Genomic DNA, 25,000 nt, shown 5'->3' on the forward strand with positions numbered 1-25,000 from the left:
AAAAAATATAGCGGAGAGACTGGGATTCGAACCCAGGCAACACTTGCGCGTTGACAGATTAGCAATCTGCTCCATTACCACTCTGGCACCTCTCCTATAAATTTTTTGTTATGAACGTCGCATTTAATATTTTAAATGCGGATGCAAATGTAGGTTTTATGAGTCTATGATGCAACATTTTTTTGCCATTATTTTTTATTTATTTCAACCTTCTTTTTAAAAACTTGAAAATCAGTTTTTTCTTCAAAAATAAATTGACTGGAATTTTGATCAATTAGCTATAGAAACCTTAAATACTTCTTTTATATATTTGTATACTATTGACCTATATATTATGTTATGAAGAGTTATAAAAACAATATAAAAATGAATAGTAAATACCTTTTAGTTTTTGCCTTACTGATCTCTAGCTATACATTTGCACAAAAACCTATTTTACTTGAAGATTTTTCTTTTAAAATAGGAGAGAAGTATAAAAGAATACGAAGTATAAACACCTATCATGTAGCTTCAGGAAACCGACTTGTTTCTATTAAGAAAGGTCGTAATAGTATGACTATACAGCGATATGCTCTAGATAACCTTAAAGAAGATGTAAAGAAACGACAAGTTGTAGATGATAAAGGAAATTTCGAAACTGTTATGAAACTAGGAGGGAAGGCTGTAGTGTTTTATTCTATAAATGATAAAGCGTATGCACAAAAAGTATCTCTTACAGGGATTGTGGTAGAGAAACCCATTCAACTTGTTAATGACAGAGAAAATGTTAATAGAGATTTTGGCTTTAAGAGTACTTATGGGTTTGATGCGGGAGGAAGAATTAACAAATTTGTATTTAAAAAATCTGCGGATGAAAAAAAACTACTGATTTTGTATCGTATTGAAACAAGTTCTGGAAAAGGAGATAAGATAGGATTAGCTGTGTATAGTGATGATCTAAGCCTTCTGTGGAAAAGAAAAGTGACGTTGCCATATTCTTCTGATAGCATTCAAAATGAAGATTTTGCTATTGGTAATGATGGTCATTTTTATATGACCGCTTCTATTTTTAATTCAGAATCAAAGGACAAAAATAAATTAGAAAATACATATCGCACTGAAGTTTTTAGGATTACCGAAGAGAAAGGGAGTGAAATTATAAAAAGTAAGATTGATATCTCTGGCAGATCTATAACCGATGCCGTTATTGAAGTTGACGGAGCTGGAAAAGTAAAAATATCTGGTTTTTATGCTAATTCAAATAATAAAGAAGAGGTTTTAGGGGTCTTTTCTGCTACCTTGTCTGATAGCGGTACAGTAGGTTCTGTAATAAAAAGTGATATTCCTTTAGAAACCCTAGATGATCTTGCTCTAAAGAGAGAAGAGCGAGTTAATGAAGGAACACAAAAAGAAAATGATCTAAAAGACCTTGAAAAACTTAGAATAAATGATGTTGTATTTAATAGTGATGGTAGTACAACTTTTCTGGGAGAACAACGTTTTGTAGAATCATTTACCACATCGAGTTCTTCGGGTTCTAGAACAACTTATAGATATTTTTACAGAGACATTTTTGTACTGAAGTTAGGATCTGATAATACAATGATATGGATGCATAAACTACCAAAGTATCAGATGGGAACTAATAGTAAACGTAGTATGTCTTATCTAAATTTTAAAAATGATGGTAAACTATATTTGTTTTATGTTGATGACTTCACTAATCTTAAACGATCATTTGATGAAACGCCAACGCGATATTTTGACGGTAAAAAAGAATTTATATACCTTACATCCTACGTTATTAATGAGGCTACAGGAGAGGTTACTAAAGAAGCAATTCTTACCGGAAGTGATATCAGAAATTCCCGTTTAGATGTTTTAGAACTTACTAAAGCTGCAATGTTGCAGAACAAAAATATAATTATGGAAGCTTATGATGGTAAAAAGAGTAATCTATTGCTTAAAATATCACTGGCTAAATAATAAATCGACTTTTTTTACGATAAAAAAGTAATGAAGATTTTATTGATCATAGTAACTTTTTTCTTTTCCATAGGTGAAACCGTTCGTATTGGAGATATACGAGATGCTTATAAGACGTGTAGTGAATCTAAAGAAAAGACTGAGCAGTTCTATGAACTTACACAAAAAGGGTTGCAAAATGATGGAGCAATTTATCAGGGATATCATGGTGCAGCACTTGCATTAAAAGCTTCGTTTTCCTGGAATCTTTTTAGCAAAATATCGTATTTTAACAAAGCAAAGAAGATGATAGATGCTGCTATATTGTCTGAACCAGATAATATAGAATTGAGAATGGTTAGACTAAGTATTCAAAACAATGCCCCTAAAATTGCTGGTTACCATAAAAATTTAGAAGAAGATAGGGATTATATTTTTGATAATATCGATAAGGTAAATGATAAGGAGTTAAAATTATACATAGAAAATTTTATAGCACATTCTTCTATTTTTTCTGAGTAGCTAATTAAACAAGTTCATTGTTTTAAGAAGTAATCTTTTTACAATGAATTACCTTCTTTTTGTTGTTATAATCTGTTGTGAAAAAGAGATAAATATCACCTCCGTCCTTGATTTTAAACTTTTTTCGTAGGGTAGCAACAGATTCCGGAAAGTTACGTATTGTAATGTTTGCTTTGGTAATTCCTGTTTTAGACAGTACCTTTTTTTGATATGGATACACTGCTATAATTTCAAATCTTCTTCCAGGGAAATCAATTTTATGATCAGAAGTATATAAATGCGAATTAACATGAAGTTTTTTTAACTCAAAAGCAGTGGCAATACTTTGGAAACTTCCGCTTTTTAGAATTGCAGCATTAGGTTCATAAAGGTAGGTCATAGGTAACCCCAAATTGGCAGATTGTTTAGCTTCATCTTTTAATAAAAAAGAAAATTCCTGAAGTGTTGTTTTTTGAATATTGGCAGTTATGATTTTGATATCTCCAATATAGGTTTTATCAAGAATCCATATCAATTCTTTAACTTCATTGTCTACTGCAACGACATGAATTTCTTTTATGTTTTGTAATGCGTTACTTCCAATTTGAATATCCAGTAAGGGAGAAGTTTTGATTAAAATGTTGTTACTTTTGCTAAAAAGTAAACTCAAATTAGAAGGCACATCGGGTAAACAGTCTTCTAGAAAAAATACTTTTCCTTTGCTATCATGTCTTCTGGAAGGGTCGATATAAATCCAATCCAAGGTATTGTGATCTTTTAAAATATCTAACCCATCTCCAATACTGGTTTGGATATTTTCCTGACCGAATATTTCAAAATTATGTGCAGCAATTTTGCTTAGTGATGCATTTAGTTCACAATGAATTACTGTTGTCATATGTTTTGCAAAAAAATAATCATCAATCCCAAAACCACCAGTTAGGTCGATTAAAGACGCTCCTGAAACAAGCTTACTTTTATACAAAGCCGTTATTTCAGAAGAAGTTTGCTCCAGGTTGAGCGTTGGAGGGTAATAGATTTTGTTTTTTGCATACCAGGTAGGTAGTTTTCTTTTTGCCTTACGTTTTCCCTGGATTTGTTGTGCTAACTCTTTAGCAGAAACCCCTTCAAAAGGACTTCCGCTTAAAATTAGAGTACTTATATCGAGTGTACTATAAGATTTTTCAGTAATAAACTCTTGGACTTCTTTATGTAGCAGTAAAGGATTCAATTAGAGATCTTTGGTAAGTGTTTTTACAATTTTATATTCCGAAAGAAATTCTTTGGCAATTACTTTGATTGCAGTATAAAAAGGTACCGCAACGATAAGTCCTCCGATACCAAAAAGTAATCCAAAAATAAGAATGGCCAAAAAGATCTCTAAGGGATGAGATTTTACACTGTTTCCAAAAATTAAGGGCTGGTTTAAGAAATTATCAATTAATTGAATAATCAGATACCCAATCAAAATATAGGTGAGTTTAGGTAAAATCACAGTTTGGAAATCATATCCTAAATTACTGGTGATTGCTAGTATAATCATAAATACACCACCAAATAAAGGACCAATATATGGAATGAGGTTACAAATTGCTGCGATTAGAGCCACTGCAATGGCATTATGAACCCCAAATATCAATAGGAGTATGGTGTATAAGATAAAGAGAATAACTACCTGTAATAATAAACCAACAAAGTATCGTGAGAGTAAATCTTTAATTTTGGTAAATGCCCTCATAAACCTGCTTTCATCCTCTTTTTTGGCAAGTACTAATAAGCTATTTTCAAGAAGAAGACTATCTTTCAATAAAAAGAAAGAAATAAAAAGCACAGAGAATAAACCAATTAAAACAGCTCCGAAACCACTTAAAAACGAATTAATGGCATTAGGAATAATTTTTAAATCTAAAAATTGCATCAGATCGGTTTGCTTGATCAGTTCTACAAAATTTAGTCTTTCTACCTTAAAGTAGTTACTTACTTCCTGGTTAAGTCTATTAAGATCATCCCCCAATTTATTGATGTCAATTTCACCAATTAGCTGTCCTTGTTCACTAATGATAGGAACAAACAACATGAAAATACTCATAAATAGCCCTATAACAATTAGTAATGTGGTGATTACTGCCAATGAGTTTTTAAATTTCAGTTTCTTTTTAAGAAACAACACTAATGGTCTACCCATTAAAGAAATTACAGAAGCAAAGGCAATGTATATAAGAACAGATTGTATTTTGTAGAGAAACCACAGCAATCCCAGAACACCGATAATAATAGTGACTGCTCTTAAGATTCCGTATGCAATTGTTTTTGAATTCATATTTGAAAATTTCAGGACACCAAAATCCAAAGTTACAAAGTTTTGATTTGTGTCTTTTTTTAATAAACTCAGGGACTTATTTTTTACTATTCATTTGTTTTGTGATTTCATATAAAGCAATCCCTGTTGCAGTTGCAACATTCATACTACTATTATTACCGTACATATTAATATGTAAACTGTGTTTTGCTAATGCCAAAACTTCATTAGCTACTCCAAAATTTTCTTCACCGATCACGAGTACTATTTTTTCCTGGGAAGAAGGTTTATATTCAGCAACAGGAATACTTGTATCAGTAATTTCTAATGCCAGAATGGTATACCCTTCAGATTTAAATTGCTGTAGGGTATCAATAATGTCTTCTGTTTGATGATGAGGTATCATCTCATGTGTAGCTCTTGCTGTACGTTGCATACGCTTGCTAATTACGGTAATATCCTTACCACAAAAATAGATTTGCTCTATGCCAAAACTATCTGCAATTCTAAATATACTTCCAATATTGGCAGGTGAATTCACCCGATCACATACAAGGGTTATCGGGAATTGATTTTTTAAAAACCGATTATTATGGTGGTGTAATTGCTCAGACATTAATTTTCAAAAGCGTATTTAATAATATTAGCCCCCATTTTTAGTGCTTTGGTACGAACTTCTTCAGGATCGTTATGTACTTCAGGGTTTTCCCAGCCATCACCCAAGTCACTTTCGAAAGTGAATAATAGTATCAGGCGATTTTCGTGGATAATCCCAAATGCCTGTGGTTGTTTTCCATCATGCTCATGGACTTTGGGCAATCCTTGCGGGAAATTATATTTTGAAGAAAAGAGCGGATGCGTAACAGGTAATTCTACCAGCTCTTTATCAGGAAAAACTTTAATCAGTTCTTTTCTAATATATGGCTCCATGCCGTAATTATCATCAATATGTAAAAAACCACCGCTTAATAGATAATTTCTTAAATTTTTGGCATCTACATCTGTGAAAAACACATTACCATGCCCTGTCATATGAATATATGGATACTGAAATATATCAACACTCTCTGGTTTTACCGTTTTAGGCTTAGCAGGTATTGCAGTATTAATATTTTGATTACAAAATGTAATAAGATTAGGAAGAGCCGTAGGATTACTGTACCAATCACCACCTCCTTTATATTGTAAAATAGCGATGTCCTGTCCATAAATTGATATGGTTACCAAAAAAAAGAAGATATATCCAGTAAGTTTTATCATCATACTCGTCTAAAATAAAGCCTAAAAGTACTAAAATTATGCACATGTTACAGAAGCTTATGATGCTATTAACGCTTATTGTTTTGATACCTGTAAATGCTCAGGAAGGCAATAAATCAGCTATAGTATTAGAATTGTTTACCTCACAAGGCTGTAGTAGCTGTCCACCGGCAGATGAATTACTTGAGAATATTAAGAAAAAACACAAAGATCAAAATGTAGTTGTGCTATCCTATCATGTCGATTATTGGAATAGATTGGGATGGAAAGATCCATTTAGTACATCAATGTTTAGTGATTATCAAAAAAGTTATGCAGAACAATTTAACAGCAGATCTATTTATACTCCGCAATTGGTGGTGAATGGAAGTGAGCATTTTACAGGGTCTGATCATTATAAAGCAGATATAGCTTTAAAAAAATATTCAAAAGCTAGTGCTAATTCTACTATTTTGATAAAAGATATACGACAAGAACCTTCTCATATTGTTTTTAATTATAAGGTAGATGGTGAGTCATTCAATACGATTACATTGGCTTTGGTAGTTTCAGAGCGTATTACAAATATACCGAGAGGTGAAAACCGGGATAGGACATTAAAAAACACCAATATCGTAGCGAACCGTATGGTTCAAAAAGAAGAGTCAGGTAATATATCTATGACCATTCCTGATTGGATTTCAGAAAATGATGAATTATCTATAATCGCATATACACAAGATAAAACTTTAAAAATGACAGGAGCTACAAAATTGACTCTTCTTAAATGATTTCTGGTATATAGCATATTTATAACCTTTTACAGTTTTGCGCTATAGATTCTGTGCTATTCAAAATCATTATAGTAACTTTGAATGAATGCGTTTTAATCTTTACTTTAAGTAAAAATTTAACATTGACCAATGAAGTTATGGAAATAAAGGATATAGATGGTTTTCTTGGGTATTATGCTAGGATAAAAGACCGTACAAGGAGGTTATTTGAATATATTCCAACCGAAAACATAGAATGGACAACGGGTAAAGGAAAATTTACTATTGGTGATATCATACGACACCTGGCACTTACAGAAAGGTTGATGTATGTCGAAAATGTTCAACTAAGACCTAGTTTATATACAGGTTGCGGAGAAAGTTATGCAAAAGGATATCAAAAGACAATTAATTTGTATAATGAACTCCATCTCGAATCGGTAGAAATTCTTTCACAGCTTAAGCCCGAAGATTTAATCGAAAAATGTGAAACACCAGGAGGCCACAAAATAACAATATGGAAATTATTAAGAGCTATGGTAGAGCATGAAATCCATCACAGAGGAGTATTATATACATACCTAGCACTATTAGAGATAAAGACTCCACCTATATTTGGATTAACCTCAGAAGAAGTAATACAAAAAAGATAACTGTATGCAATTCGAGAGTATCTGGAAAGAGTATGAAAAACCGTTATTAAATTTCATTAAGACAAAAGTTAATGATGATAATATTGGAGAGGATATAGTACAGGAGGTAGGTATAAAGCTGCATACTGCCATACACAAAAACGAGAGCATCAATAATTACAAATCCTGGCTTTTTCAAGTAACAAGAAATACGATTGCAGATTATTACAGAAAAAATAAAATACCAACCACAATTATAAAAGATCAACCAGAGGTTACTGAGACATCAATATCTAATGCTTGTGTGTGCGATTTGTCGGGTTTTGTTATTCAGAATTATCTTCCGAAGCAATATGCAGAAGCGCTCTATCTAAGTGATATTGAACAAAAACCTCAAAAAGAAATTGCCAAAATTTTAGACCTGAGTTTAACCGCTACTAAGTCAAGAATACAAAGAGGACGGAAAAAACTAAAAGAATTAGTGACCGATTGTATAGAAATATCATACAATACTAAAGGGCAGATAACAGGGTTTCTACTCAAAAATGATTGCGAATTACCACCAGAGTTGATAACTGAGATGGGGAAAATAAATTTAATTGTATAAACTTGCGTCTTTTTGTTCTATTTGCACGACTACAGGTTAAAATAGAATAATGAAACAAAATAAAATCTTATCCATTTTAGCCGTTCCCGCTCTACTATTAATAACCGGTGTAATTGCATCCTTAACGATTAGTAAGAGTTGGAGTTTTGAAATATCGTCTTATATCGTCTTTCTTTTTACGGCAATTTATATTTTAATATTCGAAAAAATCATTCCTTTAAAAACCGATTGGAAAACTAAACAAGATAATCTGGCAATAGATGTAAAGCACTTTATATTTTCGACAGCATTATTTGATGCGTTAGGAAAAACAGTATCACTGTCTTTTGTTCTATATTGTCAACAAAATTTCTTTAAACCATCAGAAATATGGGATGACGTTCCTTTCATACTAACATTTGTGGTCGCAAATATAATAGGAGAATTTTTGCCTTATTTCTACCATAGAATGAGTCATATAGGAAATCGTAAATCAATACTAAGTTTGTTACTTTGGAAAATACATTCGATTCATCATTTACCAACTTCATTAAACTGGTTTAAAACCAACTGGATACATCCAATTAATATCTTTCTAAATACTGTCTTCAAAATGATACCACTTTTGCTTTTAGGATTTTCTGAAGAAATTATCTTTTTGGTAGGAGTTACACATGTAGTTATAGCATATATTTCTCATGCCAATATTAAAACCAAAACAGGTTTTTTGGATTATCTGATTGTAACTCCACAGATACATCATTTTCATCATAGCAAATTATTACACGAGGCCAGAAACTTTGGAAATATTCTTCCCTATTGGGATTTGGCTTTCGGAACATATTATAATCGTGAAGGTGAAGCAGACGATGTAGGGATTATAGAAAATCATATGTCATATCCAAAACAGAAAAACTACCTGCAACAGTTATTATTTCCATTTAAGCGAGTTTTTAAGGAGTGTTGCCAAGTGAAATAATGTTATCATTTAATTAAAAAAATAATGATTACATAAACATTTATGAATGTATATAAGTACAATTGCCTTTCGTAACTTTGATACGATAGTCTGATCATATACAATACGTACTCAAAAATGGAAATACCTGATATAATACAGCAATTTAATCATCTACTGGAAAGAGGAACAGAACTTATGAAAAACAGTAGTGAAAATGAACTTAGGTTCAAACCTTTACCAGATAAATGGTCGAAAAAAGAGATTTTAGGCCATCTGATAGATTCTGGAATAAATAACCTGCAAAGATTTACAGAAATTCAATTTGAAAACAAACCCTACAAAATTCGAAAGTATAATCAAAATGAACTCGTTAATGCCAATCATTATAATGAAGCTAATTCTGATGAAATATTAGGTTTTTGGTTAGCTATTAATGAGCGAATTAAGAAAATAATCGAATTGCAGGATGAGTATACTTTGGCTTATCAAATTGAAATTAGTGAAAGAGAAAAATCTGATTTAAAGTTTTTGATTGAAGATTATGTAAATCATATGGAACATCATTTAGATCAAATTGTAAAATCACATAATTAATAAAAAAATGGAATACTTTACATTGGCAAGGGTACTACACGTTCTAGCTGTAATTTTATGGATAGGCGGAGTGGCTATGGTAACGACCGTAATTATTCCTGCTATTAAAAAGTTGAAATCAAAAGAAGACCAGATAAAAACTTTCGAACAGATTGAAGGTAAATTTGCCTTGCAAGCCAAAATCACAACATTAATCACAGGTATAACGGGATTTTATATGCTGTATGTACTTGATGCATGGGATAGATATTTTGATTACAGGTTTTGGTGGATTCATGCTATGACTTTGGTTTGGGTGTTATTCTCACTGATTCTCTATGTTTTAGAACCACTTGTATTGCACAAGTTGTTTAAAAAATATGCAGAAGATAATCCCGCAAAAACGTTCAGATTTATGCATCGTATGCATTGGATTTTACTTGTATTGAGTTTGATTACCACCGCAGGAGCAGTGGCAGGTAGTCATGGATGGTTTTTTCTGAAATAATACTTGTATTTACTCTATTTGAGTAAACAACATAAATTAATCTTTGATATACAAGAAGATGAGTTTAAAAATTAAAAAATATTTCAAAAATTGCTTTTTACTTTTGATTCCGATTTTTTTATGGAATATCATTTTTGTTGATGCTCTTCCTAAAAGTTATAGTCCCGAAATATTTTGGAAAGATATACCTAAAACATTAAACTACAGCGAAAATATTTTAAGAATCATTGTGCTGACAATACCTGCAATAATGATATTTTCATTGAAGACAAGAGTGCAAAAGATTGGATTTGTTATATATCTAATTGGTATTATATTGTACTTTCTTTCATGGATTTGTATGATCGCTTATCCTCTATCTAATTGGAGCCAAAGTATGATTGGGTTTGTCTCCCCGGCATGTACAACTATAATTTGGTTTGTAGGAATTGGATTGATAGGAAATAAAACTTTTTTTAGAATTTTGAATCTATCGGTAATTTATATCTTAATTGCTTTAATTTTTGTAGGACTTCATTCTTTACATGCTTATATAGTTTATCAAAGATTATAAGTTTTGAAAATTGAAAAAAAATAAACCAGTTCAATAAATCAAGAAAATAATGAATACTAACGACCAATTTTATTTTGATAAGAATGAGCCCAACAAAAGCTGTTTGTTGACTATGCGTGATATTATTTTTAATCAAGATAAAAATATTACCGAAACACGTAAATATGGGATGCCATGTTTTTGTTATAAAGGAAAAATGTTCTGTTACTTATGGGTCGATAAAAAAACTAATGAGCCTTATTTCCTTATGGTAGAAGGAAAACATCTTGATCATCCCCAATTAGAAACAGGAGATCGCGCAAGAATGAAAATTTTTAGAATAGACCCAAATAATGACCTACCGATATCTACAATCAATTTAATTTTAAATCAGGCATTAGATTTATATAGAAATGGAATTATTTTAATTGCTAAGAAATAATATCCAAAACCAACAAAAAGAATATAATCTAGAATTTGGATAACATACAATTTATCCAAACAAATTTTAAAACAATGAAGCAATATAGAGATCAAGGAGCAGTAGGCGCTTTGTTAGATGAATATGAAAAAGCGTTGACAGAAGTTCTTACTGTTTTGTCCGACGTTAGTAACCATAAATTGATTGCTATTGTGGATGATAAAACCAAAGATCCGGACTGTAGGTCAATACAGACTATTTTGACCCATATGATAAGAGCTGGATATTGTTATGTTATTGAAATAAGAAAATCATTAGGAGAACAAATCGATTTTGTAAAACGTAAACCATTGAGTAGTGTAAAAGAATATCAAACAGGATTACAGGAATTGTTTATTTATAATGAACAATTGTTTAAGGATTACCCTGATTTATATCTTGAAGAAAAGGATCCCGATAAGAAAATAACAGTAGCATGGGGACAGCAGTATAATGTTGAACAGTTGTTAGAACACGCTATTGTCCATATTTTAAGACACAGAAGACAAATCGAAAGGTTTTTGATAAAGCTAAGAACTTAACTGGTATTAAACAGGAATACCACTACGGCACTACTTTTAAAACAACGAATTGATTAAGTTGTGGAAAAAAGGAATTAAAATTATTATCAGAAATTACGACGATTGTTCGACTACCATCTTTTAATTTTGGTCCAAACGAAAAACCTTCAAGGTTGTCTACAGTGTTATTAGTAAGTTGATTTCGAATGCTGTCAAAAGTAAAAAGCAAAGTTTTTGTCGCTGTAGTATAGGATACAGCAGTCAATGCATCTATAGAAAGTGTATTCGTAGCGTTTGTAGCATCTACCTTGTAAATCTTTACTGTATTTCCGCCATCAATATAGCCCGTTGAGAAAGAACGCTCTAATGCTAGAAATTTGTTAGTGTCGTATTCTAGAATTTCTACCAAACCATTCACTTCAAATGTAGTACCTAGTGTGGCCTCACGTGCTACAGGGTCTAGTTCATAGGCAAATTGCCGTTCAGCAATACCCGATGTTTTGTTTATATATGTAACTCTTACGGGAGATTGTGTATCTGTAGTCGTGGGTTCTGGACCGTCTTCAATAAGAGGTAGCTCAAAAGAAATCCAATATCCTTTATTCTCAAAACCTAATGAAAGACCTTCTAAGACTCCATTATGCCTAGGTCCTGACAAGTCATTTACAGTATTAACTTTAAAGTTATCTGGTAATGTAAAACTTTTAATCTGGCTTCCTTCTGGGGCTATTTCGATCAAAGCCGGATCCACACCATTAGTAATAGAGCCTTCACTAGTATATACTATAGTTTTGGTAACAGGATCAAACCGTATAGCTTCGGGATCAACAACTCCTTGTGTTAAAGGAGTACCTGTATCATCTTTAATTTCTACCATAGCGGTAATCCCAACCGATGTAAATCCATCTTTGGTATAGATTATATCTGCCTCATAATATCGTATAGGCGGGGTCGAAGTATCACAGATAATGTACCACTTACCATTTTGATAATCAATTCCCGAAAAGCCTCCGATAGGAACACCATTAATTTCCTGATCTGCAAGTACAGATTCATCAATATACTCAAGAGCGCTGATTGTGTTTTGCTCATTTACAGGAAGTATTGGTGTAGGTTTGTCATCTGCCCCTGGTACTGCATCATTCGTATTTGAAGAACAACACCAACATATCAAAACGATCAAAAAAACTCTCTTTACTACCTGTATCATAATGAATTGCATTAAGTGATAAAGATATCAATTTGTAGCGAAAGATACTCTCTATAAATTTACAAATACTGTCTTGTAATCTACTAGTAAATACTTAAAATAAAACAGGCTTTTACCTCTGTATTTATGGGGTGTAACCACTTGATAATCATCGTGTTGTTTTGTAAATTAGTAGAAGCGAGTATAAGTAGGAGGTATCAGAATAAATCTTTGATTTCTCCTCACCAGATATGCAGAAAAATCAATAGCAAAGGAGGCTGATTGTTTGAACCTTGGCTTAAGCTGTAGTATAGAGGAATATATTTTTAACCAATTTAAATATAAATCATCATGAAAACAATTTTATGTAGTGTGGCCTTTTGCTTTATTACAAGTATGGGCTTTTCACAATTTCAACACACGTACGGAACAGAAAAATCAGAAATGGGTAGATCTCTTACTCAGTTACAACAAGTCGAAAGGGGGTATTTGATAGCAGGGTATACTTCAAAAAACTTCATTGGTAGTCTGGAAGCTACCCTGGTCAAAACAGATCTTAGCGGTAATCAAATATGGTCTAGAGTTTACGGAGGTCAAGATTATGAGTATTTTAACTCGGTGAGACAATCCACTTATTTTAATCCCAACAATAGCACAGCTTATGTGGCTGCTGGAGTTACTCGTAGTTATGGTTTTGGGAGTGGAGACGCATATCTTATGGGAGCAGACACTAATGGTGCTCTCGTTTTTTCTGCTGTATATGGAGGGCAACAATATGATGCCGCTCACTGTGTGCAAAATACTAGAGAAGTAACAGGAAAACCCGGGTATATTCTTGTTGGTGAAACCAGAAGTTATACAGCATTTCCAGGAACCAATGTATATGTTGTTAAAACAGATTTACAAGGAAACCTAACAAGAGCTACAGTAATTGGAGGTAAGGGAGATCAACGAGGTATGTGGATAGAACAAACAAGAGATGGAGGGTATATTATTGCAGGATCTACTACCAATTACTGGTGCGGGGTTAGTACTACATTAGCCAACCCACCTACAGATCTTTTTGTGATAAAACTAAAACCTGATCTTACTATAGAGTGGAACAGAATATTAGGATACCCTAATGAATTAGATCCTACAATGGGATATAGAAATGTAGCCACTTGCGTGAAACAAGATAGAAATGGTAATTACGTTCTTACGGGGTATACCAATAGTTTTGGGATTAATAATTCTTATGATGCATTTTTATTATATCTGGGCGGAGCAGGTAACTTTTTAGGAATGAAGACATACGGAACGGAGAGAACAGAACTTGGGTTTAGTTTAGAAGAAACTATTGATGGAGCAAATAACCAGTTATTTACAGTAGTTGGTCAACAAGCTATTTCATCACGTAAAGCTATGCTGTTTCAAACAGATGCTGGTGGTACTTTACAATGGGCACGTGAATATGGAGGAGATAAACAAGAAGGAGGGATGGAAATGGTAACCGATAATTATGATAAAGGATTTGCCTTTACAGGATATACCACTTCTTTTGGAGCAGGGGCTACAGAGATTTATCTTGTAGAGACTACAGATACCGGTAAGACTGGTACAATTTGTGAAAAAGAAATAGGCTTGAAAGAAATAAAGCATAAGCCTTGTATTGCCAAAAGTGCGCAACAAATTTTTGTAGATGAATATAGAAGAATAGAACACCCTGTAATTAGAGTAGAATATAAAGAAGATCTCTGTAAAAGTAAAGCAGGTTCTAAAACTGAAGAACCAAAATCTTTAGAAAAAGATGGATTACTATATCCTAATCCTGTAAATAATGAGCTTACCATAAATATCGAAAAAACATCTACAATCACAAAGGTTGAGGTTTTTAATGTGCAAGGTAAGATAGTTCCTCAAAATGCAGAAATAGGTCAAGAAGGAAAAATAATACTATCTACAGAAAGTTTACAATCAGGAGTGTACATAGTTAAACTAAGAACTAAAAACGGAGAAACTCGTGTAATGAAGTTCTTTAAAGAGTAGAACGCTTAGATATTATTTGTAATAGAACCGCTTTAAATACAGTGTTTAAAGCGGTTTCTTATTTTTAGTCAATATTCTCTTATAGAAGATGATGAAAATGTAGACATTCTTCGAGCAAATAAAGATTCTATTTACAGTAATACCATAACTTTTGCTCCTATCATAAAAGCTGTTACCTTATTTGTATCTTTATAAGATTGAAAAGTAATTTTGAAAACTAAAATAGCATCCATAGTATTTCTAGTAATCCTTATAGTTCCTGCTATAACGACTCATTGTTGGCTTAAATATCAAAAATCGATAGTAAAACATGAAGTTAAACAGATGATGATTGAAGGAATTGATAAAGATGAACTCATTTTATTAAAATTCTCAATAGCAGCATCTAAAACTCAACTAAAATGGGAACACTCAAAAGAATTTGAATACAATCGACAGATGTATGATGTGGTTGAATCTAAAATAGTTGGTAATACTATTTATTATTGGTGTTGGTTAGATAATGAAGAAACTAAACTAAATCAACAACTTACCCAATTGGTAACAAATCTATTTAATACTAATTCAGAAAAAAAAGAAACACAAGATCGATTGATTTCTTTCTATAAATCGCTTTATTTTACTGAAAAAACTCATTGGGTTTTCGCAAATACAAATGAAGAACATAAGTTGGATACTTTCTATCTTCTGTCATATAATGTCGTTTCTTTGCTTCCTAATACACCACCGCCTCAATATTAATTAAACATAGTATTTATTTCTTCTTAAACGCTCTCTTTAAGTAATAAGAGTAGGGATAGCTATACCTATTTCAAGGTATTGATTTTGTTTAATTTAAGTTTTTAACAATGAAAAATATTATTCTATTGTTATTGTTTGGAGTGGCTAATACTGTCTTCTCCCAAACTATAACTGTCAAAGATCTAGACACAAATAAACCATTAGAATTGGTTACTCTGATTAGTAAAAACCCCAAAAGTTATATAATCACAAATGTAAAAGGACAAGCAGATATTTCTGCTTTTAAAGAAACCGAAAAAATAGAAATACGCATATTAGGCTATAGAGCGGTAGTAAAAAGCTATTCAGAACTAGAATCTGATAATTTTGAAGTACTACTTGAAATGTCTAATCTAAACCTGGATGAAATAGTGATTTCTGGTACACGTTGGAATCAAACCTCTGATGATGTACCTTCAAAAGTTATTTCAATTTCATCTAAAGATGTGGCTTTACAAAATATACAGACAGCAGCAGATTTACTCAGTGTTTCTGGTAAAGTGTATGTCCAAAAAAGCCAGCAAGGTGGGGGTAGTCCTATGATTCGAGGTTTTGCTACTAATAGGCTACTGTATGTTGTAGATGGAATCCGGATGAATACAGCTATTTACAGAAGTGGAAATCTTCAGAATATAATTAGCCTTGACCCTTTTGCGACAGAAAATACTGAAGTACTTTTTGGACCAGGGTCTGTTATATATGGTAGTGATGCTATTGGTGGGGTGATGAGTTTTCAAACATTGACCCCTCAATTATCTATTTCAGATGATTTGTTGATTAGTGGGAAAGCAATAACACGATATTCTTCTGCTAATAATGAAAAAACAGCACATTTTGATGTAAACATTGGTTGGGAAAAATGGGCATCAATTACGAGTTTTAGTGCTTGGGATTTTGATCATTTAAAACAAGGAAGCAATGGCCCCGATGACTATTTAAAATCGTATTATGTGACAAGGCAAAGTGATGTAGATAACATAATTACCCAAGATGATCCATTGTTACAAATCCCTTCTGCTTATTCTCAAATGAATGTAATGCAAAAAATATTGTTTAAACCTAATGAAAAATTGAATTTCCAATATGGATTTCATTATTCAGAAACATCGCCTTATGGTAGATATGATAGACATAATCGTATAAGAGAGGGAACCGCTCGCTATGCAGAATGGAATTATGGCCCACAAAAGTGGATGATGAATAACCTAAAGATTGTGCATGATGATGATAATGTTGTCTATGATCAAGTGATTTTAAATCTGACTTTTCAATCTTTTGAAGAAAGTAGAATAGATAGATCTTTGAATAAAAATGAGCGATCCACTAATACAGAACAAGTCGAAGCATACTCTGTTAATCTTGATTTTAAGAAATCAACAGGAGTTAAAAATACATTATACTACGGTGCAGAATATGTTTTAAATGATGTGAACTCTGTGGGGCAAGTAACAGATATTTCAACAGGAGAAAATGAAATAGCCCCATCTCGATATCCAAATGCTAATTGGAGTTCTATTGCAGTTTATCTAAATGACGCTTTAAAAGCTTCTGACAAACTTACTTTGCAAGCGGGTTTGCGATACAATCAATTTAATTTGGATGCAGATTTTACTGGCAGTTTAGATTTTTACCCATTTCCATTTAAAAAAGCCAACATTAATAATGGTGCATTAACAGGAAGTATTGGCGGAGTGTATCGTCCTTCAGAAAAATGGGTGATTAGTACTAATTTCGGAACAGCTTTTCGTTCACCTAATGTAGATGATGTCGGAAAAGTTTTTGATTCTGAACCGGGAGCGGTTACTGTTCCCAATCCTGACTTAGATGCAGAATATGCTTATAATTTTGATCTAGGGATAGCCAAAGTTTTTGGGGATTTTATTAAAATTGATATGACAGGCTATTACACTATTTTGCGCAATGCATTAGTGCGAAGAAATTTCCAACTTAATGGACAAAGTAGCATTCTGTACGATGGAGAAATGAGCCAGGTACAAGCTATCCAGAATGCAGCAAAGGCCAATGTATATGGTGTGCAGGTAGGATTAGAAGTAAAACTCCCGGCTGGATTTAGCATTTCTTCAGACTTAAACTATCAGATAGGTGAAGAAGAGTTAGATGATGGTAAAACTGGTGCTTCAAGGCATTCAGCTCCATTATTTGGAATTTCTCGCCTTAATTTCAAAGCTGAAAGTTTGAGCTTACAATTTTACACTGCTTATCAAGGAGAACGAAAATTTGAAGACTTGGCCGTTTCTGAACAAGGTAAAGATGAAATCTATGCTAAAGATACTAATGGAAATAACTATTCCCCTTCTTGGCATACGCTTAACATTAAAACAATGTACGATTTAACAGAAACGTTTACGGTTAATGCGGGTATAGAAAACCTTACAGATCAACGTTATCGTCAATATAGCTCAGGCATTTCTGCTCCCGGAAGGAATTTTATTCTTTCGTTAAGAGCCAATTTCTAATTTTTCAAACAACAGCCTATGCTTAACGAAGCGATAGGCTGTTTTTATTTTATTTTTTATGAACAGAAAAAAACATGCTTCTATTTTAAGAAGTATACGTAAAATACATAAAACAATGGGACTTCTTTTATTTTTGTTGTTTGTCGTTATTTCAATGAGCGGCTTGCTTTTGGGCTGGAAAAAACACAGCAATGGGTATATTCTACCTAAATCATATCAAGGAACTTCTACAAATCTAGAAAAGTGGTTATCGTTTGATAAATTACATACTATTGCATGTAACACTTTGCATGATTCAATTGATGCTAAACTATCACTTAAATTATCAAGGATTGATGCAAGGCCCAGAAAAGGTATTGTAAAATTTGTATTTAAAGATCATTATTGGGGAATTCAGGTAGATGGAGCTACAGGCAAAATATTACATATAGGAAAAAGACGTTCTGATTTCATTGAAAATATTCATGATGGATCATTTCTTGATGATGTATTCAATACTAAAAGTGAAATATTAAAACTCACTTATACCACCACTATGGGATTATCACTACTTATTTTTACGATTACAGGGTTTTGGTTGTGGTATGGGCCAAAAATTATGCGGAAAAAAAATAAAAGAGCCTAATTTTTTTAGTAGAGGCAAACATATAGTAAAGTTTCTAGATAATAAGTAAGAATCTTATTTACTATGCATTAGTAAAAGCTACACTATGCACTGCTACAATTGCAGCAGTTTCAGTGCGCAATCTGGTTTCTCCCAATGTAACAGGAGTATATCCTGAACTTAGTGCTGCATCAATTTCTTTTGTCGAAAAATCTCCTTCGGGACCAATAAGAATGGTAATGTTTGATTGTGGTAGAACAACATCTTTTAGAGATTGTTTTTTGGTCTCTTCGCAATGAGCAATTAATAATTGGTCTTTATTTTTCTGTTGTATAAACTCTGAAAATGTAATAGCAGGGTTTAGTTTAGGTAAATAACACTGTAGAGATTGTTTCATTGCGCTTTGCAGAATGCGTTCGAATCGTTCTGCTTTAATGATTTTTCGTTCACTATGATCACAAATGACAGGAGTAATTTCATCAATGCCAATTTCTGTAGCTTTTTCCAAAAACCATTCATATCGATCATTCATCTTTGTAGGAGCAACAGCCAGGTGTACTCTATGTTTTCTATGATGTTGTTGTTTATAGCTTTCAATTTTTGCAATACATTTGGAGGGATTAGAAAATGTGATACAGGCAATGAATAAAAACCCATGCCCATTGGTAATATGTAATTGATCTCCCTCTTTTTTTCGTAGTACTTTGGCAATATGTTTGCTCTCTTCTCTCGAAAAATTGATTTCTGTACTAGATTCGGTTAAGGTTTGATTATAGAATAATTGCATTTTGGTAGTTTCAGCGTTTTACTCTTTTGTTATTTTTAAGATTAGAATATTATGGGTTACAGTTGTATTCGTGCTTTAGCAACAACACTCATATCTGTAAAATCTTTCTTCAGATATTTTAAATATCCCACAATCCCAATCATTGCGGCATTATCTGTTGTATATTCAAATTTGGGAATAAAAGTTTTCCACCCATATTTTTGTTCTCCATCTTTCAAAGCTTTTCTAATTCCAGAATTTGCAGAAACACCACCTCCAATAGCGATAGTTTTAATTCCCGTTTGTTGAGATGCTTTTTTTAGCTTATCGATTAGAATATTAATAATCGTGTACTGTAGAGAAGCACAAATATCATTAAGGTTTTCTTCTACAAAGTTGGGGTTTTCTTTTACTTTTTTCTGAACAAAATAAAGTACAGAAGTCTTAAGTCCGCTAAAACTAAAGTTGAGTTCACCAACTTTAGGTTTAGGAAAAGGAAAGGCTTTCGGGTTACCTGTTTGAGCATACTTGTCAATTAAAGGGCCACCAGGGTAGGGTAAACCAAATATCTTTGCGCTTTTGTCAAAAGCTTCTCCTACAGCATCATCGATGGTTTCCCCAATAACCTCCATATCAAAATGTGCATTAACTTTAACAATTTGTGTATGTCCACCACTTATGGTCATTGCCAGAAAAGGAAATTCTGGGGTGTCAGATTCATCATCTTCAATAAAATGAGCCAAAATATGGGCTTGCATGTGATTAATATCTATTAATGGAATATCTAAGGCCAGGGCTAATGACTTAGCAAAAGAAGTACCTACTAATAGTGATCCCATTAACCCGGGACCTCGGGTAAAGGCGATAGCATGTAAATCTTCTTTCTCTATATTTGCTTGTTTAATTGCCTGATCAATTACAGGAACAATATTTTGCTGATGTGCTCTAGAAGCTAATTCGGGTACAACACCACCATATAACTCATGTATTTTTTGTGATGCAACAACATTGGATAAAACCTGTCCATTACATAGTACAGCTGCAGAAGTATCGTCGCATGAAGACTCAATACCGAGAATGTATGTTTTTTGTGGATTCATTATGAGGAAAAAGGCATAGAAATTGTTAATATTGTCAACAAAGTTAAAACAATAAAACGTATCAGGAAATTTAGGAAAATATTGTTAAGGATATTTCTTGTCCTTCTGTCACTATTTGCATTTTTGGTAGTGCTGTTTTCTATTCCTGCAGTTCAAACATATTTTGCAGAAAAAGTCACCAATTACCTTAATGAAACTTATGGTGTTGATATTCATATTGACCGAATTGGATTAACTTATGCCGGTAATGTATATCTCGAAGAAATCTTAGTCAGAGATCATCATCAGGATACATTGATATATGCAAGTAGTATAAAAACTTCGATAGGTAGTATTACACAAGTTACCAAAGGCAGGCCTGAATTAGGGCAAGTTTCTATAGAAGATTTGATCTTTGATATGAAAATATATAAAGATGAAAGTAGTGATAACCTGATGACGTTTGTTAGGAAATTTAATACAGGAAAAAAACCACCTTCTGGAGAAAAGTTTATCCTTTCAACAAAAAATATCAATCTGCAACGAGGAAAATATAGTTTTACCAATGAGAATTTAAGAAAACCGAAAGCTGTAGAATATACCGATATCACGCTTGATGCAGAGAGCCTGGTAGTAGATGGAGATGATGTGTATGTTACTATAGATGCATTATCATTTAAAGATTTTAGAGGATTAGACGTCTCCAAACTTCAAACCTGTTTTACGATAACAGCAACAGATATGAGATTTCAGGAGTTGGTTATAGAGACCAAGGACTCTAAGATTGAAGGTGAAATCCTATTTTCTTATGATGTTGGAGGGTTAGACGACTTTGAAAATAAAGTAAATATTACTGCAGATTTTGAAAAAGCGACTGTTTCTACTAATGATTTGATTCCTTTCTACAAAGAATTTGGAAAGAACCAAATGCTAAACATGCAAAATACATCAGTACGAGGAGTACTTAATGATTTTAAAATAGTGAATGCTAATATTTCGGGATTAGATAGATCTGTAATACAAGGAAATATAAGAATTCGAAATGCAGTTAGCAATGCCTCGAAATTTGAACTTGAAGGAGATTTTAAAAATTTAACCAGTAATTATTATGATCTGGTGAATTTACTACCCAATGTATTAGGCAACTCCTTACCACGACAATTATATCAGTTTGGTAGTGTACGGGCAGTTGGTAATGCTATAGTAACAACAAAAGCTGTAGATGTGGATATGGATCTGTTTTCACAGTTGGGAAAGGTAAATGCCTTTGTTTTGCTGGAAAACCTTAATGATTTAGAACGAGCATCGTATAATGGAAATATTATTTCCAATAATTTTAATGTGGGACAGTTACTAGGTAGAAAATCAATAGGGAATTCTGTTTTTGATATTCATGTAGATGGAACAGGGTTTACTTTAAAAAGCCTAGACACCAAGATAGAAGGAGATATTAGCAAGCTTGATTTTAATGGATATACATATACCAATTTAAAAGCACAAGGAAACCTTAAAGATCGTGTCTTTGATGGTAACCTTAATTCTAAAGATCCTAATGTGAGGTTTAGTTTTAGTGGGGTTGCTGATTTGTCACAAGAAATACATAACTATAATTTTAAGGCGTATGTAGATCATATGGATCTTAATAAACTAAACTTGTTTACCAGAGATAGTATTTCTGTTCTTAATGGAGATGTGTATATGAATATGAAAGGAACAGGTATCAATGATGCTTTTGGAACTATTGCTTTTGAAAAAGCACTATATACCAACCAGAATGCGGGGTTTTATTTTGAAGATTTTGAGATCACATCAGGTTTTGATGATAAGAATATACGTACTATTACGATCAATAGTCCGGATATTGTAGAGGGTAATGTGAAAGGAGTTTTTAGGTTCGAAAATGTATATGACCTCTTTAGAAATTCTATAGGAAGCTTGTATACCAATTTTGAGGCTACCGAAATTACTGATGATGAGTTTATGGAGTTTAATTTCAATATTTATAATAAAATAGTTGATGTATTCTTTCCTGAAATTGAATTCGCTCCCAATACTGTTATAAAAGGAAAAGTAGAGAGTAATGAATCAGAGTTTAAACTTACGTTTAAATCACCATCTATTCGAGCCTTTGATAATTTTATGGAAGATGTAGATATTCAGATTGATAATAAAAACCCATTATTTAACACCTATATCGCTATCGATAGCATCGACTCTAAGCACTATGATGTTTCTGAGTTTAGTTTGATTAATGTTACGCTAAAGGATACCTTGTTTATGCACTCAGAATTTAGAGGAGGAGAAAATAATAAAGACAACTTTAATCTAGAGTTTTATCATACCATAAACGAAGATAATAATTCTGTAGTGGGGATAAAAAAATCTGATTTCACATATAAAGGTCATACCTGGTATGCCAATAGAGAAAAGAGTAGAGCAAACAATAAGATCATTTTTGATAATGATTTTAAGAATATAGATATACGATCGGTAATCTTTAGTTATCTCGATGAAGAGATCAAACTCAATGGTATTACAAGAGGTAAAGACTATAAGGATCTAAAAGCAACTTTTGAAAATGTAGACCTTAATAAAATTACTCCCAGAATTGATAGTTTAAATTTTAGAGGAAGAGTAGATGGAGAATTGTCTGTTCTTCAAGAGAATGGTAATTACCTTCCTACGTCTACTATGGTGATTCGAGATTTGGAAGTTAATAAAACACTGCTAGGAGAATTGAGATTTAATATTTCCGGAAACGAGGATCTTACAAAGTATACCGTGAATACACGACTAATTAATGATGAAAAACAAAAAACATTATCAGCAATAGGAGGAATCAATGTTTCAGAAAAGAACCCTTCAATAGATGTAGATGTGGAATTAGATAACTTCAATATTTCAGAATTTAGTGCACTTGGAGGGATCGTGCTTACCAATATACGTGGATTCGTTTCGGGAGAAGCAAAAATATCTGGAAGTTATAAAAACCCTTCTATGGATGGAGTATTAACATTAGACCAGGCAGGACTAACTGTACCTTATCTTAATATTGACCTTGATTTAGATGATAACTCAAAGGTTATTTTAAAACAACAACGATTTAACTTTGATGATGTTAGTATTAGAGATACAAAATATAAAACCAAAGGTGTTTTGAGCGGATATATTGCACATCGAAGGTTTTCTAAATGGGAACTTGGATTAGAAGTATTGGCTAATGAAAGACTCCTTGTTCTAGATACCAAAGAAGATGAAGAGTCACTTTATTATGGTACAGGTTTTATTAGTGGTGAAGCAACTATCAAAGGGCCAACCGATGAATTGGTTATTGATGTTAATGCGAAAACAGAAAGAGGAACTATGTTTAAAATTCCGTTAAACGAAACAGAATCTATAGGAGATAATGCATACATCCACTTTTTAAGCCCCGAAGAGAAACGAGCTCGATTAGAAGGTAAAGAAATTATCTTAGAGGATATAAAAGGGCTAGAACTTAATTTTGAACTTGATGTAAATGATAATGCCGAAGTAGAGGTGGTAGTGGATAAAAATACAGGAAGTTCACTAAAAGGACGCGGAGCCGGGACATTACTTATTGAGATTAATACCAATGGTAAATTTAAAATGTGGGGTGATTTTGTAGCTTATGAAGGAACATATAATTTTAGGTATGGAGCCTTTGTAGAAAAACTGTTTACTGTAAGAGAAGGAGGAACAATTAACTGGGATGGTAGCCCTACGCGAGCGGTTTTGGATCTTAGTGCAGTATATAAAACAGAAGCCAATCCAGCAATATTGTTAGAAAATTCTTCTATAAATCGTAAAATTCCGGTAGAAGTAGTCGTAGATCTTCAGGGAGAACTAATTCAACCCAATGTGAATTTTAATATAGAATTTCCAAACTTAAGCTCTGTGGTAAAAAGTGAGTTGGATTATAAATTAAGCGATCAATCTAATAAAGAATTACAAGCACTCTCTTTAGTATCTTCTGGACAGTTTTATAACGGAACTTTTGATGCTAATGCACTTACAGGTGGCTTGGTCGCCGAAAGAGCATCAAGCCTTTTTAATGGGATATTCTCTGATGAAGATGATAAATTTCAGGTAGGACTTAATTATGTACAGGGTATTCGTACTTTGGATCAAGAAGATGCAGATCAATTTGGATTAACACTTTCTACACAGATTAGTAACAGAATTTTAATTAACGGACGAGTAGGAGTTCCTATCGGTGGAGTGAATGAATCTAGTGTAGTAGGAGATGTTGAGGTAGAATATCTTTTTAATGAAGAAGGATCACTGAGAGGAAAGATTTTTAATCGGGAAAATACCATTCAATTTGTGGGTACAGGAAATCAGGGATATGAGCAAGGAATAGGACTTTCATATTCAGTTGATTTTGATAATTTTAATGAGTTATGGACTAAGATTTTTAAAAGTAAAAAAGTAAAAGATTCTATTGCAAAACCAAAGGATACTACCAAAATAGAAACTCCGAATTTTATTAACTTTACCGAGAAGAATAACTAATTCTGGTTATTTTTA

At 32.6% G+C, this 25,000-nt stretch carries 23 protein-coding genes and 1 tRNA gene; 16 read left to right on the forward strand and 8 right to left on the reverse strand.

Features of this window, described 5'->3' with window-relative positions; all coding sequences use genetic code 11:
- Positions 1-11: 11 nt before the first annotated feature.
- A tRNA-Ser gene (locus tag ATE84_RS13205) sits at positions 12-95 on the reverse strand.
- Positions 96-366: 271 nt separating this feature from the next.
- Here ATE84_RS13205 and ATE84_RS13210 point away from each other — a divergent pair.
- Together ATE84_RS13210 and ATE84_RS13215 are read left to right on the forward strand one after the other, a co-directional pair.
- Positions 367-1,965 carry a hypothetical protein gene (locus ATE84_RS13210; protein ID WP_101448407.1) on the forward strand — a complete coding sequence of 533 codons (1,599 nt, stop codon included), beginning with the start codon at positions 367-369 and terminating at the stop codon, positions 1,963-1,965.
- 30 nt (positions 1,966-1,995) lie between these two features.
- Positions 1,996-2,466 (forward strand): hypothetical protein, encoded by a 471-nt coding sequence (locus ATE84_RS13215; RefSeq protein ID WP_101448408.1) that lies wholly within the window; start codon positions 1,996-1,998, stop codon positions 2,464-2,466.
- Positions 2,467-2,488: 22 nt separating this feature from the next.
- Here ATE84_RS13215 and ATE84_RS13220 read toward each other — a convergent pair whose 3' ends face one another.
- From ATE84_RS13220 to ATE84_RS13235, 4 genes are all read right to left on the reverse strand, one after another.
- Positions 2,489-3,676 (reverse strand): SAM-dependent methyltransferase, encoded by a 1,188-nt coding sequence (locus ATE84_RS13220; RefSeq protein WP_101448409.1) that lies wholly within the window; start codon positions 3,674-3,676, stop codon positions 2,489-2,491.
- Positions 3,677-4,765: an AI-2E family transporter gene (locus tag ATE84_RS13225; RefSeq protein ID WP_101451002.1), complete on the reverse strand. Its 1,089-nt coding sequence runs from the start codon at positions 4,763-4,765 to the stop codon at positions 3,677-3,679.
- A gap of 76 nt (positions 4,766-4,841) precedes the next feature.
- A complete protein-coding gene (locus ATE84_RS13230) occupies positions 4,842-5,360 on the reverse strand; it encodes a TrmH family RNA methyltransferase (protein WP_101448410.1) in 519 nt (172 codons plus the stop codon).
- Positions 5,360-6,004, reverse strand: a complete 645-nt coding sequence (locus ATE84_RS13235) for a DUF4159 domain-containing protein (protein WP_101448411.1) — start codon at positions 6,002-6,004, stop codon at positions 5,360-5,362. Before ATE84_RS13235 ends, ATE84_RS13230 begins: the two co-directional genes overlap by 1 nt.
- Before the next feature lie 44 nt (positions 6,005-6,048).
- Here ATE84_RS13235 and ATE84_RS13240 point away from each other — a divergent pair, with 44 nt between their 5' ends.
- The 9 genes from ATE84_RS13240 (at position 6,049) to ATE84_RS13280 (ending at position 11,550) form a co-directional block, all read left to right on the forward strand.
- The gene (locus ATE84_RS13240) at positions 6,049-6,774 is read left to right on the forward strand and encodes a thioredoxin family protein (protein WP_158237251.1); all 726 of its coding nucleotides are present in this window, start codon (positions 6,049-6,051) and stop codon (positions 6,772-6,774) included.
- Positions 6,775-6,899: 125 nt separating this feature from the next.
- On the forward strand, positions 6,900-7,409 hold the full coding sequence (locus ATE84_RS13245) for a DinB family protein (RefSeq protein ID WP_233195802.1): 510 nt from the start codon (positions 6,900-6,902) through the stop codon (positions 7,407-7,409).
- A gap of 4 nt (positions 7,410-7,413) precedes the next feature.
- Complete coding sequence (locus ATE84_RS13250; protein WP_101448413.1) at positions 7,414-7,995, forward strand: sigma-70 family RNA polymerase sigma factor; 582 nt, start codon at positions 7,414-7,416, stop codon at positions 7,993-7,995.
- 49 nt (positions 7,996-8,044) lie between these two features.
- Positions 8,045-8,953, forward strand: a complete 909-nt coding sequence (locus ATE84_RS13255) for a sterol desaturase family protein (protein WP_101448414.1) — start codon at positions 8,045-8,047, stop codon at positions 8,951-8,953.
- A gap of 117 nt (positions 8,954-9,070) precedes the next feature.
- Positions 9,071-9,529: a DinB family protein gene (locus tag ATE84_RS13260; protein ID WP_101448415.1), complete on the forward strand. Its 459-nt coding sequence runs from the start codon at positions 9,071-9,073 to the stop codon at positions 9,527-9,529.
- Between the two features lie 7 nt (positions 9,530-9,536).
- The gene (locus tag ATE84_RS13265) at positions 9,537-10,016 is read left to right on the forward strand and encodes a hypothetical protein (protein ID WP_101448416.1); all 480 of its coding nucleotides are present in this window, start codon (positions 9,537-9,539) and stop codon (positions 10,014-10,016) included.
- A 58-nt stretch (positions 10,017-10,074) separates the two neighbouring features.
- Positions 10,075-10,569, forward strand: a complete 495-nt coding sequence (locus tag ATE84_RS13270; protein ID WP_101448417.1) for a hypothetical protein — start codon at positions 10,075-10,077, stop codon at positions 10,567-10,569.
- 49 nt (positions 10,570-10,618) lie between these two features.
- Positions 10,619-10,990 carry a DUF1801 domain-containing protein gene (locus ATE84_RS13275; protein ID WP_101448418.1) on the forward strand — a complete coding sequence of 124 codons (372 nt, stop codon included), beginning with the start codon at positions 10,619-10,621 and terminating at the stop codon, positions 10,988-10,990.
- 74 nt (positions 10,991-11,064) lie between these two features.
- Positions 11,065-11,550: a hypothetical protein gene (locus tag ATE84_RS13280; RefSeq protein ID WP_101448419.1), complete on the forward strand. Its 486-nt coding sequence runs from the start codon at positions 11,065-11,067 to the stop codon at positions 11,548-11,550.
- Between the two features lie 22 nt (positions 11,551-11,572).
- On the opposite strand, the gene ATE84_RS13285 is transcribed toward ATE84_RS13280, so the two are convergent.
- Positions 11,573-12,739, reverse strand: a complete 1,167-nt coding sequence (locus ATE84_RS13285) for an esterase-like activity of phytase family protein (protein ID WP_158237252.1) — start codon at positions 12,737-12,739, stop codon at positions 11,573-11,575.
- Between the two features lie 330 nt (positions 12,740-13,069).
- Between ATE84_RS13285 and ATE84_RS13290 the strand changes: the two genes are divergently transcribed.
- The 4 genes from ATE84_RS13290 to ATE84_RS13305 all read left to right on the forward strand — a co-directional run bounded on the left by ATE84_RS13290 (position 13,070) and on the right by ATE84_RS13305 (position 18,628).
- On the forward strand, positions 13,070-14,746 hold the full coding sequence (locus ATE84_RS13290) for a T9SS type A sorting domain-containing protein (protein ID WP_101448421.1): 1,677 nt from the start codon (positions 13,070-13,072) through the stop codon (positions 14,744-14,746).
- A gap of 210 nt (positions 14,747-14,956) precedes the next feature.
- Positions 14,957-15,487 carry a hypothetical protein gene (locus ATE84_RS13295; RefSeq protein ID WP_101448422.1) on the forward strand — a complete coding sequence of 177 codons (531 nt, stop codon included), beginning with the start codon at positions 14,957-14,959 and terminating at the stop codon, positions 15,485-15,487.
- Between the two features lie 107 nt (positions 15,488-15,594).
- Positions 15,595-18,003 (forward strand): TonB-dependent siderophore receptor, encoded by a 2,409-nt coding sequence (locus ATE84_RS13300; RefSeq protein WP_101448423.1) that lies wholly within the window; start codon positions 15,595-15,597, stop codon positions 18,001-18,003.
- A gap of 58 nt (positions 18,004-18,061) precedes the next feature.
- Positions 18,062-18,628, forward strand: a complete 567-nt coding sequence (locus tag ATE84_RS13305; RefSeq protein WP_101448424.1) for a PepSY domain-containing protein — start codon at positions 18,062-18,064, stop codon at positions 18,626-18,628.
- A 61-nt stretch (positions 18,629-18,689) separates the two neighbouring features.
- Here the strand turns inward: ATE84_RS13305 and ATE84_RS13310 are convergent, their stop codons facing one another.
- Positions 18,690-19,394, reverse strand: coding sequence for a 16S rRNA (uracil(1498)-N(3))-methyltransferase (locus tag ATE84_RS13310; RefSeq protein WP_101448425.1), 705 nt, complete (start codon positions 19,392-19,394; stop codon positions 18,690-18,692).
- 56 nt (positions 19,395-19,450) lie between these two features.
- Positions 19,451-20,473 carry a tRNA (adenosine(37)-N6)-threonylcarbamoyltransferase complex transferase subunit TsaD gene (gene tsaD, locus ATE84_RS13315; protein ID WP_101448426.1) on the reverse strand — a complete coding sequence of 341 codons (1,023 nt, stop codon included), beginning with the start codon at positions 20,471-20,473 and terminating at the stop codon, positions 19,451-19,453.
- 81 nt (positions 20,474-20,554) lie between these two features.
- On the opposite strand from tsaD, the gene ATE84_RS13320 reads away from it, so the two are divergent.
- A complete protein-coding gene (locus ATE84_RS13320) occupies positions 20,555-24,985 on the forward strand; it encodes a translocation/assembly module TamB domain-containing protein (protein WP_233195803.1) in 4,431 nt (1,476 codons plus the stop codon).
- Positions 24,986-25,000: the final 15 nt, after the last annotated feature.

This window comes from Aquimarina sp. MAR_2010_214 (genome assembly GCF_002846555.1).
In the GTDB taxonomy this organism is placed as follows: domain Bacteria; phylum Bacteroidota; class Bacteroidia; order Flavobacteriales; family Flavobacteriaceae; genus Aquimarina.

Excerpts from the sequence above, each read along its gene's own strand:
- ATE84_RS13210 (WP_101448407.1), top strand. The coding sequence starts at position 367 with ATGAATAGTAAATACCTTTTAGTTTTTGCCTTACTGATCTCTAGCTAT.
- ATE84_RS13215 (WP_101448408.1), top strand. The coding sequence starts at position 1,996 with ATGAAGATTTTATTGATCATAGTAACTTTTTTCTTTTCCATAGGTGAA.
- ATE84_RS13225 (WP_101451002.1), bottom strand. The coding sequence starts at position 4,765 with ATGAATTCAAAAACAATTGCATACGGAATCTTAAGAGCAGTCACTATT.
- ATE84_RS13230 (WP_101448410.1), bottom strand. The coding sequence starts at position 5,360 with ATGTCTGAGCAATTACACCACCATAATAATCGGTTTTTAAAAAATCAA.
- ATE84_RS13235 (WP_101448411.1), bottom strand. The coding sequence starts at position 6,004 with ATGATAAAACTTACTGGATATATCTTCTTTTTTTTGGTAACCATATCA.
- ATE84_RS13240 (WP_158237251.1), top strand. The coding sequence starts at position 6,049 with ATGTTACAGAAGCTTATGATGCTATTAACGCTTATTGTTTTGATACCT.
- ATE84_RS13250 (WP_101448413.1), top strand. The coding sequence starts at position 7,414 with ATGCAATTCGAGAGTATCTGGAAAGAGTATGAAAAACCGTTATTAAAT.
- ATE84_RS13255 (WP_101448414.1), top strand. The coding sequence starts at position 8,045 with ATGAAACAAAATAAAATCTTATCCATTTTAGCCGTTCCCGCTCTACTA.
- ATE84_RS13260 (WP_101448415.1), top strand. The coding sequence starts at position 9,071 with ATGGAAATACCTGATATAATACAGCAATTTAATCATCTACTGGAAAGA.
- ATE84_RS13265 (WP_101448416.1), top strand. The coding sequence starts at position 9,537 with ATGGAATACTTTACATTGGCAAGGGTACTACACGTTCTAGCTGTAATT.
- ATE84_RS13270 (WP_101448417.1), top strand. The coding sequence starts at position 10,075 with ATGAGTTTAAAAATTAAAAAATATTTCAAAAATTGCTTTTTACTTTTG.
- ATE84_RS13275 (WP_101448418.1), top strand. The coding sequence starts at position 10,619 with ATGAATACTAACGACCAATTTTATTTTGATAAGAATGAGCCCAACAAA.
- ATE84_RS13280 (WP_101448419.1), top strand. The coding sequence starts at position 11,065 with ATGAAGCAATATAGAGATCAAGGAGCAGTAGGCGCTTTGTTAGATGAA.
- ATE84_RS13285 (WP_158237252.1), bottom strand. The coding sequence starts at position 12,739 with ATGATACAGGTAGTAAAGAGAGTTTTTTTGATCGTTTTGATATGTTGG.
- ATE84_RS13290 (WP_101448421.1), top strand. The coding sequence starts at position 13,070 with ATGAAAACAATTTTATGTAGTGTGGCCTTTTGCTTTATTACAAGTATG.
- ATE84_RS13300 (WP_101448423.1), top strand. The coding sequence starts at position 15,595 with ATGAAAAATATTATTCTATTGTTATTGTTTGGAGTGGCTAATACTGTC.
- ATE84_RS13305 (WP_101448424.1), top strand. The coding sequence starts at position 18,062 with ATGAACAGAAAAAAACATGCTTCTATTTTAAGAAGTATACGTAAAATA.
- ATE84_RS13310 (WP_101448425.1), bottom strand. The coding sequence starts at position 19,394 with ATGCAATTATTCTATAATCAAACCTTAACCGAATCTAGTACAGAAATC.
- tsaD (WP_101448426.1), bottom strand. The coding sequence starts at position 20,473 with ATGAATCCACAAAAAACATACATTCTCGGTATTGAGTCTTCATGCGAC.